This window comes from Streptosporangium sp. NPDC048047, from assembly GCF_040653115.1.
In the GTDB taxonomy this organism is placed as follows: domain Bacteria; phylum Actinomycetota; class Actinomycetes; order Streptosporangiales; family Streptosporangiaceae; genus Streptosporangium.
In genome coordinates this window covers 13763-28008 of the sequence record NZ_JBEZNH010000043.1, presented here as the reverse complement: position 1 = coordinate 28008, position 14246 = coordinate 13763, and the positions used below count along the sequence as shown (strand labels likewise).

Genomic DNA, 14246 nt, shown 5'->3' with positions numbered 1-14246 from the left:
CCAGCACAACTAGAGGTATTCGCCCCTAGCGGGCATCTGGGTCCATTCTCGTCACGCTTTCCTTCGAGAGGTGTTCGTGTCGCCTGCAAGTTCGACTCGCTCGAAGCCATCCGAGCTGAACGAGCCCGTCATTCAGCAGCTGATGGAGCGGGGACGCTCGCAGGGGTTCCTCGAGTCCGAGGATGTCCGCAAGGCCGTCGAGGAAGCGGACATCCCGATGGCGCAGGTCGCTGGGATCCTGCGCAACCTCAGCAAAGAGGGCATCACCGTACGGTTGACCGCTGAGGATTCCAAGGCTCCCAAGAAGTCCCGGACTCCGGCCAAGCGCCGCACCCCCGCCGCTCCCGCCCCCGTCAAGAAGACCAAGACCGCCGCCGCGGCCAAGGAGCAGCCGGAGACCGTCACCGCGGTCGTCGGCGGCGCCGAGCCCGCTCCCGCGGCCAAGAAGCCCGAGCCGCCGGCCAAGAAGGCCGCCCCGGCGGCGAAGAAGCCCGTGCCCGCGCAGCCCAAGCGGCCCGCCGCCGAGGCGGTGACGCCGAAGCCCGAGCCGAAGCCCAAGTCCGCCGGTGCCGAGGACGACGAGGTCATCGACCTCGAGGACGTCGAGATCGAGGACTTCGACCTGGAGGTCGAGGAGGTCGAGGCCGAGACGGAGGGCGACGCCGAGACCGAGACCGAGACCGAGGTGGAGACCGAGGCCGAGGTCGAGGAGCCCAAGGGCGAGGTCCTCAAGCAGACCGAGGACGAGGTCCTCATCATCTCCGATGACGACGACGACGCCCCCGTGCCGCAGGTCGCCGCCGCCGGCGCCACGGCCGACCCGGTCAAGGACTACCTCAAGCAGATCGGCAAGGTCCCCCTGCTCAACGCCGAGCAGGAGGTGGAGCTGGCCAAGCGCATCGAGGCCGGCCTGTTCGCCGAGGAGCAGCTCGCCACCGACGGTGAGACGCTCCCGGTGGACGTCCGCGCGGAGCTGGAGTGGATCGCCGAGGACGGCCGCCGGGCCAAGAACCACCTGCTGGAGGCCAACCTTCGCCTGGTGGTCTCGCTGGCCAAGCGTTACACCGGCCGCGGCATGCTGTTCCTGGACCTCATCCAGGAGGGCAACCTCGGCCTGATCCGCGCGGTGGAGAAGTTCGACTACACCAAGGGCTACAAGTTCTCCACCTACGCCACCTGGTGGATCCGGCAGGCGATCACCCGGGCCATGGCCGACCAGGCGCGGACCATCCGCATCCCGGTCCACATGGTCGAGGTGATCAACAAGCTGGCCCGTGTGCAGCGGCAGATGCTCCAGGACCTCGGTCGTGAGCCCACTCCCGAGGAACTGGCCCGCGAGCTCGACATGACCCCCGAGAAGGTCGTCGAGGTCCAGAAGTACGGCCGTGAGCCGATCTCCCTGCACACCCCCCTGGGTGAGGAGGGCGACAGCGAGTTCGGTGACCTCATCGAGGACTCCGAGGCGATCGTCCCGGCCGACGCGGTCAGCTTCACGCTCCTGCAGGAGCAGCTGCACTCGGTGCTCGACACGCTGTCGGAGCGCGAGGCGGGCGTGGTGTCCATGCGGTTCGGCCTGACCGACGGTCAGCCCAAGACGCTCGACGAGATCGGCAAGGTCTACGGCGTGACGCGCGAGCGCATCCGGCAGATCGAGTCCAAGACCATGTCGAAGCTGCGCCACCCGTCCCGGTCGCAGGTCCTTCGCGACTACCTCGACTGACCCCCGGCCGGAAGGCCGACGCGAGGGGGCTCACGCCGTACGGCGTGAGCCCCCTCGTCGTGTCGGGCACGTCGTCCCGCCGCTCCGCGAGATGACGGGACGGCCCGGGGGCCGGCACGGGTGTGCCGGACTTCGTCGTGCCGCGAGTCCCCTCGTCGTGTCACGAAACCTCGTCAGGTCCCGTCACGCGCGGCGACGTCGAGGATCCACGGCCGTCCGGCGGCCGGTTCGGGACCGAGCACGACGTCGTGGCCCATGCCGTCCAGCACCTTCGCCAGCTCCTCCGGCGTCCCGGGGTCGTCACCCGACTCCAGCAGCGAGCGGGCGACCGCGCCCCGGGTGGCCTTCGCCATGTGGCTGACGACCCTGCCGTCCCTGAGCACCCGCACCGCGACGGCGCGGCCGCCCGGACGCCAGGCCGGCGCGTAGGCGCCCGAGCGCAGGTCGACGACCAGGCCGGGTTCGGCGTCGAGGACAGGGGTCACCGGGCGGCGCCACCAGGCCGCGAGACCGCCGAGCGGGGGCAGCCGCACGGCCATGGACAGCCGGTAGGACGGGATCCGGTCGGCGGGCCGCAGCAGACCCCACAGACCGGAGAAGATCACCAGACTCCGGGCCGCCCGGCCCGCGGCCCCCGGGGACAGCGTGGCGAGGCCGAGGTTGTCGTAGAGCACGCCGGTGTAGAGCTCGGCGGCGGGCAGCGTGGGCGCGGTCCGCAGGGCCCGGTTCCTGCCGATCTCGCCGAGCAGTCCGGGAGAAAGCCCCAGCACGGCCTGCGCCCGGGGCCCCTCGCACAGTGCGACGAGCGCGGACAGGACGGCCTCCCGCGACGGGTTGAGCGACGGGAAGCTCAGCCGGGACGGGTCGAGGGCGGGGCCTTCGGCGGGCTCGGCCTTCCCCTCCGACGGCGGCAGCAGAATCAGCACAGTCGCCGAGCGTAGTGGGCTCGGTGCGCGCGGGCGGGGAAGGGGGCGGGTCGCCGTACGGCCGGGACGCGGTACGAGGGCCCGGCGACGACGGGGGCGGTCGCCGCGTGGCCGGGAAGGCTCACGCGGTGAAGGCGGCCACGGCGGATCACCGTACGGCCGGGGCGGCGCGTGACGGCGTGGCAGGGAACACCGTGCGCCCGGGTGAGGCGGAGGTGTGAGGGGTGGAGCTACCGCATGGCCGTGGCACCACGTGTGTGGAGCCACGGCCATGGACGGGTGAGAGCGCGTTCCCCGCCCCGGTGGGGCCGGGGGAGGGGGGCGCGGCGGATATATCGGATCAAGCCAGAGCCGGACGCCCGGCCCGGCCGCCGGACGGGCGGAGGGAGGGCGCCATGGTGGGGCGATATCACTACCGGCTCCCGTCGGCTTCTAGCGTTCGTCTTCTTTCGCACTCGAAGGGGTGTCGCTGAGGCGCGCCGACTCGTCCTGGATGTCGGCGCCCTTGTCGCGCAGCACGGCCACGTGCTGCCGGCCGTGGTGGGCGCAGAACAACAGCTCTCCGCCCGCGGGCAGGGTCGCGCGGATGTAGGCCTGTGCGCCGCACCGGTCGCAACGATCCGCGGCCGTCAGCTGCTTGGTGGGGGCGAGAATTCCAGTCACGTATCGCCTTTCAGGTCATCCCCGATTGGAGGGATCTGGCGTCAGTCACTTGAGAGAACATCTAACCCGATGCGAACGTTCCCAACCGGGCCCCCGCTACGCCCAGAGCGGAAAGTGCCCAGGGGTAAGAGAGATCACACCGGAGGTAACGCCGGAGGCCCCCGGGTGGCAAGCTTGTACACGGCGCGGCGGGAAGGACGGTAGGCTGCGCACACGTGTTCGAGCGAAGTGGAGTGGGCGTGACCGCGGTCAGTACGGAGACGGCTTATACCGCTCGGCATCTGTCGGTGCTGGAGGGGCTGGAGGCCGTCCGCAAGCGCCCGGGCATGTACATCGGGTCCACCGACAGTCGCGGCCTCATGCACTGCCTCTGGGAGATCGTCGACAACGGCGTGGACGAGGCCCTGGCGGGACACTGCACCCGCATCGAGGTCGAGCTCCACCCCGACGGGTCGATCGAGGTCCGCGACGACGGCCGCGGCATCCCGGTGGACATCGAGCCCAAGAGCGGTCTCGCCGGAGTCGAGCTGGTCTACACCAAGCTGCACGCCGGCGGCAAGTTCGGCGGCGGCGCCTACGCCGCGTCGGGCGGCCTGCACGGCGTCGGCGCCTCCGTGGTCAACGCCCTGTCCTCCCGGCTCGACGTCGAGGTCGACCTCAACGGCACGACCCACGCGATCAGCTTCCGCCGTGGCGTCCCGGGCGTCTTCGACGGCGACGGTCCCAGCGGCAAGTTCAAGAAGAAGTCCGGCCTGCGCGAGACCGGCACGGTCCCCCGCAAGGTCACCGGCACGCGCGTCCGCTTCTGGGCCGACCGTCAGATCTTCCTCCCCGAGGCCGAGGTCTCCCTCGACGAGATCCACGTCCGCCTCCGCCAGACCGCCTTCTTGGTCCCCGGCCTGGCCCTGTCCGTGCGCGACAGCCGCGGCGAGGAGCCGGTCGAGGAGGAGTTCCGCTTCGACGGCGGCATCTCGGAGTTCACCGAGTTCCTCGCCCGCGACGAGGCGATCTGCGAGGTGCTGCGCATCCAGGGCGTCGGCCACTTCCACGAGACCGTGCCGGTCCTCGACGACCTGGGCCACATGACCCCCACCGAGATCCAGCGCGAGCTGACCGTGGACGTGGCGCTGCGCTGGGGCAAGGGTTACGACAACACCGTCCGGTCGTTCGTCAACGTGATCGCCACCTCCAAGGGCGGCACCCACGTCAACGGGTTCGAGCGGGCGCTGGTCCGCACGCTCAACGAACTGCTCCGCGAGAGCCGCCTGCTGAAGAACGGCGACGCCCCGGTCACCCGCGAGGACATCATGGAGGGCCTCACCGCCGTGGTGACCGTCCGGGTGCCCGAACCGCAGTTCGAGGGGCAGACCAAGGAGGTCCTCGGCACCGCCGCGGCCTCCAGGATCGTCTCCCACGTCGTCTCCCGCGAGCTCAGGGAGCTGTTCACCGACCCGCCGCGCCGCGCCAAGCAGCAGATGCGGGCGGTCCTGGAGAAGATCGTCGCGGCGGCCAAGGCCCGCATCGCCGCCCGCGAGCACCGCGACACCCAGCGGCGCAAGACCGCCCTGGAGAACTCGGCGCTCCCCGCCAAGCTGGTCGACTGCCGCAGCGACGACGTCGACCGTACCGAGCTGTTCATCGTCGAGGGCGACTCGGCGCTGGGCACCGCCCGCGCCGCCCGCGACTCGGAGTTCCAGGCGCTGCTGCCGATCCGCGGCAAGATCCTGAACGTGCAGAAGGCGTCCGTCGCCGACATGCTGAAGAACGCCGAGTGCGCCGCGATCATCCAGGTCATCGGCGCGGGCTCGGGCCGCTCGTTCGACATCGAGGCCGCCCGGTACGGCAAGGTCATCCTCATGGCCGACGCCGACGTCGACGGCGCCCACATCCGCTGCCTGCTGCTGACCCTGTTCCACCGCTACATGAAGCCGATGGTCGAGGCGGGCCGGGTCTTCGCGGCGGTCCCGCCGCTGCACCGGATCGAGATCACCAACCCCGGCCGGGGGCAGGACAAGTACGTCTACTGCTACTCCGATGCCGAGCTGCAGAGGGTCCTGCGCGACCTGGAGCGCCGTGGCAAGCGCTGGAAGGACCCGGTGCAGCGCTACAAGGGACTCGGGGAGATGGACGCCGACCAGCTCGCCGAGACCACCATGGAGCCCCGCCACCGCACCCTGCGCCGGGTGCGGATCGAGGACGTCGAGGCGGCCGAGAACATCTTCGCCCTCCTGATGGGCAGCGACGTGGCCCCGCGCCGGGAGTTCATCGTGGGCAGCGCAGCCGAGGTCGACCGCGACCACATCGACGCCTGAGGCTCGACCGCGGCCCCATGCCGGGGCCGGCCGGTCCTGAGGCGTCAGAGACGCCTCAGGACCGCCTGAGGGCGCCTTTAGGAGGCGGAGTCCGCCTCGACGGGCGCGAGCTTCCCGGTGCGCACGTCGTAGATGGCGCCTCCGACGGCCAGGTCCGACGGAAGGAACGGGCTGGTCCTGATGCGGGTCAGGTCGTGACGCAGCGCGGCGTCCTGGTCGGGGACGGTGTGGAACTCCAGGCTCCTGGTGTCGACGCCCTGCCGGGCGGCGAGCTGGTGCACGTCCTCGTCGGTCGCCTTGGCCATGCCGCAGTCGGTGTGCGGCATGACGAGCACCCGGTTCACGCCCAGCAGGTAGACCGCGAGCACCAGCGTGCGCAGGACGTCGTCGGTGACCCGCGCCCCGGCGTTGCGCAGGATCTTGGCGTCACCGGGCCTGAGCCCGAAGACCCCCAGCGGGTCGATCCGGGAGTCCATGCAGGTGACCACCGCCAGCCCGCGGGCGGCCCGGCCGGTCAGCTCGGAGTCCGTGAACGTGGCCGAGAACCTCTCATTGGCCGTCAGCAGATCGTCGAAGACGCCTCCGGAAAACCCGTGCGGCATTGAACCCCCTACGGTCGTGGTCGATGAGCCAATGATCCTGCATGTCCTTTTCACAGGAGTTTCCGGGGTCCCGTCCGTGCCGACTTCATGGAGATCCCGCAGGCGTGGTTGACTGTGCGTGATCGCTCTGTGACATCGCGTACGGAAAGCTGGAGCTTGCCATGAGCAGGATCGAGTCCCTGGCCGACTATCTGCGTGCCGAGGGCAGGCGGAAACTGGACCGGGTGGAGGTCCGCGACGGAGGGCGCAACGCGCGCTCGGCGCTCGCGCTGCTCGACGCCGCGGTCCACACCCGGTCGCTCGGCGACGACGACCCCCTGGTCGCCGTCCTCGTCGGCGCGGGCTGCTTCGGACCGTCGGGGCACGAGGAGTTCCGGCCCGGCGAGCAGGTCGTCCGGATCGTGCGCTCCTGGGAGTCGGGCGACCCGCAGGAGCTGCTGGCGAGGATCAGCCTCGCCGTGCAGGAGGCACCCGTCTGAGCGGCCCAGCGGCCCGCCGTGGCGCGCAGCCCGGGACGGGGGCGCCGCCGTCCGGTGGGGGCGCACAAGCCCGGCGGGGGGCGCACACGCGGCGTGGGGGCGGGGGGCCCATGAGCCCGGCGGGAGGGACGCCACGCGCGGCCGGAGGCGCGCCCGCGGCGTGAGGGCGTACGCCCCGGGTGAGGGCGCACGTGTCCGGGCCGGGGTTTGCTTCGCCGCCGCCGGGAAGCAAGGTGAGACGCGGCGACCGCGTCACGGGCACCGTCGTCCCGGGCCGGACACCACTGTCAGGAGAGAACATGGCGATAGCAAGGATGCGGTCGGTGGTCCTCGACTGCCCAGACCCGAAGGGCCTCGCCGGCTTCTACGGCGCGCTTCTGGACTGGAAGATCACCAATGTGGAGGACGACTGGGTGACGCTCACCGACGGGGAGTCGGGCCGGCGCCTCTGCTTCCAGCTGGCCCCCGGCCACCGGCCGCCCACCTGGCCCGACTCCGGGATCCCCCAGCAGTTCCACCTGGACTTCGCCGTGGACGACCTGGACGAGGCCGAGGCGAGGACGCTCGCGCTGGGCGCGGTCAAGCACTCCCACCAGCCCGACGAGGAGGACGACGACTTCCGGGTCTTCCTCGACCCCGCCGGGCACCCCTTCTGCCTCTGCATCATCTGACGACCGCCGTCCCGCCCGGGGCCACGCTCCGGGCGGGACGCGGGTCAGTCCTGCGCGGGCGTCGGCGCGGGGACCTGACCGGCACCCGGGGCCCCGCCTGACGCGCCGTCCGGCACGTCGCCGGCAGGGCCGATCGGCCCGCCCACGGCCGCCACCGTGTGGGTGAGACGCACCCCCGAGCCGTCGCGGCGGCCCAGCTCCTCGGGCAGCGGGACGGGCTTGCCGACGGCCGAGGCCGCGCGGACCGGTGCCGGGCCGGCCCAGGCGAGCAGCAGGACGTCCTCGCCCTTCAGGAATCGCTGTGCCCGGACGCCTCCGGTGGCGCGGCCCTTGGCCGGGTATTCGGCGTAGTCGGATATCTTGGCGCCGCCGATCTGGGTGCCGGGCAGGGCGGTGGAGGACCCCGCGATCGTCACCACCCTGGACTCGCGCGCGGGGTCGATCACGCCGAACCAGATCGCCGAGGCGTCACCGTCCAGCCGGATGCCCGCCATGCCGCCGGCCGGGCGGCCCTGCGGGCGGACGCTGGTCGCCGGGTAACGGAGCAGCTGGGCGTCGGAGGTGATGAACACCAGGTCGTGGTCCTCGGAGGTGAGCTCCGCGGCGCCCACCACCCGGTCGCCGTCCTTGAGCCCGATCACCTCGAACTCGTCGCGGTTCGGCGGGTAGTCGGGGACGACCCGCTTGACCACTCCCTGCACGGTGCCCAGCGCCAGGCCGGGACCGTCGGGATCGAGCGAGCCGATGCCGACGACCGTCTCCCCCGGGGAGAGGCTGACGTACTCCGACACCGGGTGGCCGCCGGAGAGCGAGGGCGGGTCGGCCGTCGGGGGCAGCGTCGGCAGGTCGACGACCTGGACGCGGATCATCCGGCCCTCGCTGGTGACCGCTCCGACCTCCCCCCTGACCGTGCTGCGCACCACCGACACCAGCACGTCGTGCGCAGACCGCTCACCCTCGCCCGGCAGCGGGGAGGCGTCGGTCGTGCGGGCCAGCAGACCGGTGGAGGAGAACAGGACCAGGCACGGGTCGTCGGCGACCTCCAGGGTCACCGCGGCGCTCCTGGTGACGCCGGAGGACTCCAGGAGGACCGTACGGCGCGGCGTGCCGAAGGTCTTGGCGACCTGGGCCAGCTCGTCGGAGACGACCTTGCGCAGCCGGGTGTCGGAGGACAGGATCTCGGTCAGCTCGGCGATCTCCGCCTGCAGCGTCTCCTTCTCCCGGTCGAGCTCCAGCTTGTCGAAGCGGGTCAGCCGGCGCAGCGGGGTGTCGAGGATGTAGGCGGCCTGGATCTCCGACAGGTCGAAGATCTCCATCAGCCGGGCGCGGGCCTGTGCCGAGTCGTCGGAGGAACGGATGACCTGGATGACCTCGTCGATGCTGAGCAGGGCGACGATGAGGCCGTCGACGAGGTGCAGCCGCTCCTCGCGCTTGCGGCGGCGGTGGGCCGAGCGGCGGCGGACCACGTCGAGGCGGTGGTCGACGTACACCTGGAGCAGCTCACGCAGGCCCAGCGTGCGCGGCTGGCCGTCGACCAGCGCCACGTTGTTGATGCCGAAGCTCTCCTCCATCGGCGTGAGGCGGTACAGCTCCTCCAGCACGGCCTCGGGGATGAAGCCGTTCTTGATCTCGATGATCAGCCTGAGGCCCCTGTGACGGTCGCTGAGGTCCTTCAGGTCGGAGATGCCCTGGAGCTTCTTGGCCGTCACCAACTCCCTGATCTTGGTGACCACCCGCTCGGGGCCGACGTTGAACGGCAGCTCGGTGACGACGATGCCCTTGCGGCGGGGGCTGACCTGCTCGACGGCGCACTTGGCGCGCATCCGGAAGGTGCCGCGCCCGCGGGCGTAGGCGTCGCGGATGCCGTCCAGGCCGATGATGATGCCGCCGGTCGGCAGGTCGGGGCCCGGGACGAACCGCATCAGGTCGTCGAGCGTGGCGTCCGGCTTCTTGATCAGGTGCCGGGCGGCGGCGACGACCTCGACGAGGTTGTGCGGCGCCATGTTGGTCGCCATCCCGACCGCGATGCCGGTGGCGCCGTTGACCAGGAGGTTAGGGAACGCCGACGGCATGACCGTGGGCTCGGTCTCCTGGCCGTCGTAGTTGGGCTTGAAGTCGACGGTGTCCTCGTCGATCGACTGCACCATGGCCATGGCCGCGGAGGCCAGGCGGGCCTCGGTGTAACGCATCGCGGCGGGCAGGTCGTCGGGGGAGCCGAAGTTGCCGTGCCCGTCGACCAGCGGCAGCCGCATCGAGAACGGCTGGGCCATGCGGACCAGCGCGTCGTAGATGGCGGTGTCGCCGTGCGGGTGCAGCTTGCCCATCACGTCGCCGACGACCCGCGACGACTTGACGTGTCCCCGGTCGGGCCGCAGGCCCATCTCGCTCATCGAGTAGAGGATGCGCCGCTGGACGGGCTTGAGGCCGTCCCTGGCGTCCGGCAGCGCGCGCTGGTAGATGACCGAGTACGCGTATTCGAGGAAGCTGGTGCGCATCTCGGCGGACACGTCGATGTCGACGATCCGCTCCTCGAAATCCTCAGTCGGGGGTTTGGTCGTCCGTCGGGCCATCAGATTCTCCTCGCGCGGGCCCCGGCCCGGAGGCCGGGAGGGAAGCGCGTCCTCCTTGTCGTCTTCCTCGTCTTCGTGGTGTCACAACCGCCGGGCCCCGGCGCGCCCGGGAAGTGTCCGGGTGGTGCGCGGGGCTCACGCGGACGGCGTCGGCGGCCGTTCCGCGTGTCGTTACCATACTCACGCCCGGTGACACTTCCGGACGTCCGCGCGCGCCGCCGGGCGCGCCGGACTCGGCCGGGAACACCCGGGAGCGGCGCCGGGAGCGTCCGGGAGCGTCGCCGACGCCCCACCGGCGGCCCGGAGGTCCCCCCGGGCTCACCCGCGCCCGGGAGCGCCCTCCTCGTCCCGCCCGCGCTCCGGGGCGGCACCAGGGCCCCCGTACGGCCGCGGCCCCGCTCCCGGCCACGCGCCGGCCGGCGGGCCGTCATAGGCGTCGCCCGGGGCGTTGACCTTCGTGTCGTAGATCCGGAACCCCCGCGCCTGATAGTTGGGCAGCGCGGCCGCGCCGTCGAGGGAGCAGGTGTGCAGCCACACCCGCCGGGTCGGCGCGAGGCTCGGCCGGCGGTCGGCGATGTCCCAGGCGCGGGCCGTACCGGCCTCCAGCAGGCGCCCGCCGGCACCCCTGCCGATCGCCCACGGCAGCAGGCCGAAGGAGGTGATCTCCACCGCCCCGTCGTCGCAGGGCAGCAGTTCCACGTATCCCGCCGGGGTGCCGCGGTGGTGGGCCACCCAGGTCTCCACCCCGCCCGCCAGCAGGTCGGCCCACTGCTGCCAGGTCCACGAGAGCCGTTCGCTCCAGTGCCAGTCGCCGCCCACCGCCGTGTACAGGAACCGGCTGAACTCGGGGGAGGGCACCTCGGCGAGTGCGATGTCGAGCGCGATCGCCGGGGGCCTGGCCGGGATCAGATCGGAGGGGGAGGTCTGTTCGAGGTACCAGGTGGTCACGTCCATGATGCCTGCATCCAACCACGCCGCGGGGGAGCGCCGGTCCGCCGCCCGGGAACCAGGGAGATCCGGGTGATGCGGAAAACAGTCCGCCGGAACTGGTAGCAATGAGCCGTGAGCGAAGAGCAGATGCTGCGTGAAGAGGCCGAGGGGCGGCTGCGGGCGCTGGCCGGTGAGCACGCCCGGCTGCGCGAGGACCAGTGGTCGGCGATAAAGGCGCTGGTGATGGACCGTCGCCGGGTGCTCGTGGTGCAGCGCACCGGCTGGGGCAAGTCGGCGGTCTACTTCGTCGCCACCGCCCTGCTGCGCGAGCTGGGCGAGGGGCCGACCGTCATCGTCTCGCCGCTGCTGGCCCTGATGCGCAACCAGATCGCCGCCGCCGAGCGTGCCGGGATCCACGCCGTCACCGTCAACTCCGCCAACCCCGAGGAGTGGGAACAGGTCTACGGCCAGGTCGCCGAGGGCATGGTCGACGTGCTGCTGGTCAGCCCCGAGCGGCTCAACAACCCCGAGTTCCGCGACCAGGTCCTGCCCGAGCTGGCCGAGAGCGCGGGCCTGGTCGTGGTGGACGAGGCGCACTGCATCTCCGACTGGGGCCACGACTTCCGCCCCGACTACCGCAGGCTGCGCACGATGTTCGAGGGGCTGCCCGAGGGCGTGCCGGTCCTGGCCACCACCGCCACCGCCAACGCCCGCGTCACCCGTGACGTCGCCGAACAGCTCGGCGAGGAGACCCTCGTCCTGCGCGGCGCGCTGGAGCGCGAGAGCCTCCACCTGAGCGTCGTACGGCTGCGCGGCGCCGAGGAGCGCATGGCCTGGCTCGCGCAGACGCTGCACGAGCTGCCGGGCTCGGGCATCGTCTACACCCTCACCGTGGCCGCGGCCCAGGAGATCGCCGCCTACCTCCGCGGGCAGGGCCACGAGGTGATCGCCTACTCCGGGCAGACCGAGCAGGCCGAACGGCTGGCCGCCGAGCAGGCTCTGCTGGACAACAAGGTCAAGGCGCTGGTCGCCACCTCCGCGCTCGGCATGGGATACGACAAGCCCGATCTCGGCTTCGTCGTCCACGTCGGCGCGCCCCAGTCGCCCGTCGCCTACTACCAGCAGGTCGGCCGGGCCGGCCGCGGGGTCGAGCGAGCCGAGGTGATCCTGCTGCCCGGCCCCGAGGACCGCGAGATCTGGGCCTACTTCGCCTCCCTGGCCTTCCCCCCGGAGCCGGTCGTGCGGGCCGTGCTGGCGGCCCTGGAAGAGGGCGGCGTGCTGTCCACGGCCGCGTTGGAGAACCGCGTCGACCTCAGCCGCAGCCGCCTGGAGACCATGCTCAAGGTCCTCGACGTGGACGGCGCGGTGCGCCGGGTCAGGGGCGGCTGGGAGGCCACCGGCGAGCCGTGGCACTACGACACCGACCGCTACGCCCGGGTGACCGAGGCCCGCGAGGCCGAGCAGAAGGCCATGCTCGAATACCTCGGCACCACCGAGTGCCGCGAGGTGTTCCTGCGCCGCTGCCTGGACGACGACGCCGCCGTGCCCTGCGGACGCTGCGACAACTGCACCGGCGCGCACCGCTCGCCCGAGGTGGCCGCGGAGGCTGTGGAGCGGGCGGCGGCGACCCTGCACCGTCCCGGTGTGGAGATCGAGCCCCGCAGGCAGTGGCCGACCGGGCTGACCGACCTCAAGGGCCGGATCAAGCCGGAGCTGGGCGCGGGGACCGGCCGGGCGCTGGGCCGGCTGACCGACATCGGCTGGGGCAACCGCCTGCGCGGCCTGCTGGCCGAGAACGCCCCCGACGGCCCGGTGCCCGACGACGTCTTCGCCGCGGTGGTGAAGGTGCTGTCGTCGTGGGAGTGGGAGCAGCGGCCGACGGCGGTGGTCGCGATGCCCTCGGCGAGCAGGCCGCTGCTCGTCCGCAGCCTGGCCGAGCGGCTGGCCCAGGTCGGCAGGCTGTCCTTCCTGGGCGAGCTGGGATACCGTTCCGGTCCGCCGGGCCGGCAGTTCAACAGCGCCCAGCGGGTCCAGGCGGTCCGCGCCACCCTGGCCATGCCCTCGGCGCTCGCCGCGGCCGTTGCCCAGGCGGGCGGGCCGGTCCTGCTGGTCGACGATCGCGTCGACACGGGCTGGAGCGTGACCCTGGCCGCCGCGATGATCCGCCACGCCGGAGCCCCGGCGGTGCTGCCGCTGGTCCTCGCCGTGACGAGCTGACCTGAGCCCGCGGCCGGCCCGCGCGTACGGCGTGCCCGGCCGGTCCCGGCCGGGCACGGGTGAACCGTACCGGGCGGGCCGGGACGAGCCGGGCCGTACGGAGGGTCAGAGGCGGGGGCGGGCGCCGAGGTGCGAGATCGCCTTGGCGGCCAGCCGGCAGCCGGCGGAGAGCGCCTCCGCCGGGGGCTTCTTCTCCAGCCAGGAGGGCAGGAACCCGGCGACGAAGGCGTCGCCGGCGCCGGTGCCGTCGACCACGCGGTTCACCGTCTCGGCCGGGCACATCACCGGCTCGCCGCGGCCGTTGGCGTACCACAGGGCGCCCTCGGCGGCGAGCTTGACGACGACCTGGGGGAACCACGCGGTGAGCACCTTGGCCGCCGCGGCGGGGTCGTCGCGGCCGGTCAGCACCTTGGCCTGGTCGGCGTTGGCGAACAGCAGCGTGGCTTCCTCGGTCCACTCCAGGAACGGCTCGGCGCCGGTCCGCTCAAGAGGCGCCGACGAGGAGCAGTCGACCGAGACGGTCATCCCGGCGCGGCCGGCCAGCTTCAGGGCGGCGAGCCCCGCCTCGCGGGACCCCTCGTTGATCAGGGTGTAACCCGACAGGTGCAGGTGACCGCCCTGGAGGAACAGGTCGCGCGGCAGGTCCTCGGGCGACAGCGCGGCGTTGGCACCGGGGTCGGACAGCATGGTGCGCTCTCCCTTGTGGGTGATGAGCACCACGCACGTACCGGTCGGCCGTTCGGGGTCCATCACCAGGCGGGCGTCGACGCCGTAGCCCATCAGCTCCATGTCGCGGTTGCGGCCGGTGATGTCGGCGCCGCGGCGCCCGATGAAGGCGACCTCGGCGCCCTCGACGGCGAGCCAGGAGGAGATGTTGGCCCCCGAGCCGCCTCCGTGCATGGTGACGATCGCCGGTGTGTCGCTGGCCCGGGCCAGCGGGTAGCGAGCCCGCGCGACGGCGTCGGTCATGAGATCGCCCACCACGACCACCCGCGCCATGATGCCACCACCTTGCTGCCTTCGATGCTGAAGTGCCTCTAGCCGCGAAAAACTTAACAGCTTCCGGACCGCGTATGGGGTCGGGAGCGGAGAGCGGGGCGCAGTCGATGCACAAGCGTTGCGGGAATCCGCCCGGCTGGTCCGGCTTGTGTGATTC

At 72.1% G+C, this 14246-nt stretch carries 11 protein-coding genes; 5 read left to right on the top strand and 6 right to left on the bottom strand.

The features are described 5' to 3' along the window. The first annotated feature begins 76 nt into the window (after positions 1-76). Positions 77-1720: an RNA polymerase sigma factor gene (locus tag AB0D67_RS28790; protein ID WP_362942641.1), complete on the top strand. Its 1644-nt coding sequence runs from the start codon at positions 77-79 to the stop codon at positions 1718-1720. Positions 1721-1893: 173 nt separating this feature from the next. Here the strand turns inward: AB0D67_RS28790 and AB0D67_RS28785 are convergent, their stop codons facing one another. After that, positions 1894-2646 carry a peroxide stress protein YaaA gene (locus AB0D67_RS28785; protein ID WP_362942638.1) on the bottom strand — a complete coding sequence of 251 codons (753 nt, stop codon included), beginning with the start codon at positions 2644-2646 and terminating at the stop codon, positions 1894-1896. Between the two features lie 432 nt (positions 2647-3078). After that, on the bottom strand, positions 3079-3309 hold the full coding sequence (locus AB0D67_RS28780; RefSeq protein ID WP_362942635.1) for a hypothetical protein: 231 nt from the start codon (positions 3307-3309) through the stop codon (positions 3079-3081). 239 nt (positions 3310-3548) lie between these two features. On the opposite strand from AB0D67_RS28780, the gene AB0D67_RS28775 reads away from it, so the two are divergent. Next, the gene (locus AB0D67_RS28775; protein ID WP_362942758.1) at positions 3549-5621 is read left to right on the top strand and encodes a DNA topoisomerase IV subunit B; all 2073 of its coding nucleotides are present in this window, start codon (positions 3549-3551) and stop codon (positions 5619-5621) included. Positions 5622-5698: 77 nt separating this feature from the next. On the opposite strand, the gene AB0D67_RS28770 is transcribed toward AB0D67_RS28775, so the two are convergent. Continuing rightward, on the bottom strand, positions 5699-6223 hold the full coding sequence (locus tag AB0D67_RS28770; protein ID WP_362942632.1) for a carbonic anhydrase: 525 nt from the start codon (positions 6221-6223) through the stop codon (positions 5699-5701). Between the two features lie 161 nt (positions 6224-6384). On the opposite strand from AB0D67_RS28770, the gene AB0D67_RS28765 reads away from it, so the two are divergent. Together AB0D67_RS28765 and AB0D67_RS28760 are read left to right on the top strand one after the other, a co-directional pair. Next, complete coding sequence (locus tag AB0D67_RS28765; protein WP_362942629.1) at positions 6385-6702, top strand: hypothetical protein; 318 nt, start codon at positions 6385-6387, stop codon at positions 6700-6702. Positions 6703-7001: 299 nt separating this feature from the next. Next, positions 7002-7373 (top strand): VOC family protein, encoded by a 372-nt coding sequence (locus AB0D67_RS28760; RefSeq protein ID WP_362942626.1) that lies wholly within the window; start codon positions 7002-7004, stop codon positions 7371-7373. A gap of 44 nt (positions 7374-7417) precedes the next feature. On the opposite strand, the gene AB0D67_RS28755 is transcribed toward AB0D67_RS28760, so the two are convergent. Both AB0D67_RS28755 and AB0D67_RS28750 read right to left on the bottom strand, forming a co-directional pair. Continuing rightward, positions 7418-9943: a DNA topoisomerase IV subunit A gene (locus tag AB0D67_RS28755; RefSeq protein WP_362942622.1), complete on the bottom strand. Its 2526-nt coding sequence runs from the start codon at positions 9941-9943 to the stop codon at positions 7418-7420. Positions 9944-10261: 318 nt separating this feature from the next. Then, positions 10262-10897, bottom strand: a complete 636-nt coding sequence (locus AB0D67_RS28750; protein WP_362942616.1) for a GNAT family N-acetyltransferase — start codon at positions 10895-10897, stop codon at positions 10262-10264. A gap of 123 nt (positions 10898-11020) precedes the next feature. Here AB0D67_RS28750 and AB0D67_RS28745 point away from each other — a divergent pair, with 123 nt between their 5' ends. After that, entirely contained in the window at positions 11021-13090 is a 2070-nt protein-coding gene (locus AB0D67_RS28745) for a RecQ family ATP-dependent DNA helicase (RefSeq protein WP_362942755.1), read from the top strand. A 105-nt stretch (positions 13091-13195) separates the two neighbouring features. Here AB0D67_RS28745 and AB0D67_RS28740 read toward each other — a convergent pair whose 3' ends face one another. Next, positions 13196-14089, bottom strand: coding sequence for a sugar kinase (locus AB0D67_RS28740; protein ID WP_362942611.1), 894 nt, complete (start codon positions 14087-14089; stop codon positions 13196-13198). Positions 14090-14246 lie beyond the last annotated feature (157 nt).

Excerpts from the sequence above, each read along its gene's own strand:
- AB0D67_RS28770 (WP_362942632.1), bottom strand. The coding sequence starts at position 6,223 with ATGCCGCACGGGTTTTCCGGAGGCGTCTTCGACGATCTGCTGACGGCC.
- AB0D67_RS28765 (WP_362942629.1), top strand. The coding sequence starts at position 6,385 with ATGAGCAGGATCGAGTCCCTGGCCGACTATCTGCGTGCCGAGGGCAGG.
- AB0D67_RS28740 (WP_362942611.1), bottom strand. The coding sequence starts at position 14,089 with ATGGCGCGGGTGGTCGTGGTGGGCGATCTCATGACCGACGCCGTCGCG.
- AB0D67_RS28760 (WP_362942626.1), top strand. The coding sequence starts at position 7,002 with ATGGCGATAGCAAGGATGCGGTCGGTGGTCCTCGACTGCCCAGACCCG.
- AB0D67_RS28755 (WP_362942622.1), bottom strand. The coding sequence starts at position 9,943 with ATGGCCCGACGGACGACCAAACCCCCGACTGAGGATTTCGAGGAGCGG.
- AB0D67_RS28745 (WP_362942755.1), top strand. The coding sequence starts at position 11,021 with ATGCTGCGTGAAGAGGCCGAGGGGCGGCTGCGGGCGCTGGCCGGTGAG.
- AB0D67_RS28750 (WP_362942616.1), bottom strand. The coding sequence starts at position 10,897 with ATGGACGTGACCACCTGGTACCTCGAACAGACCTCCCCCTCCGATCTG.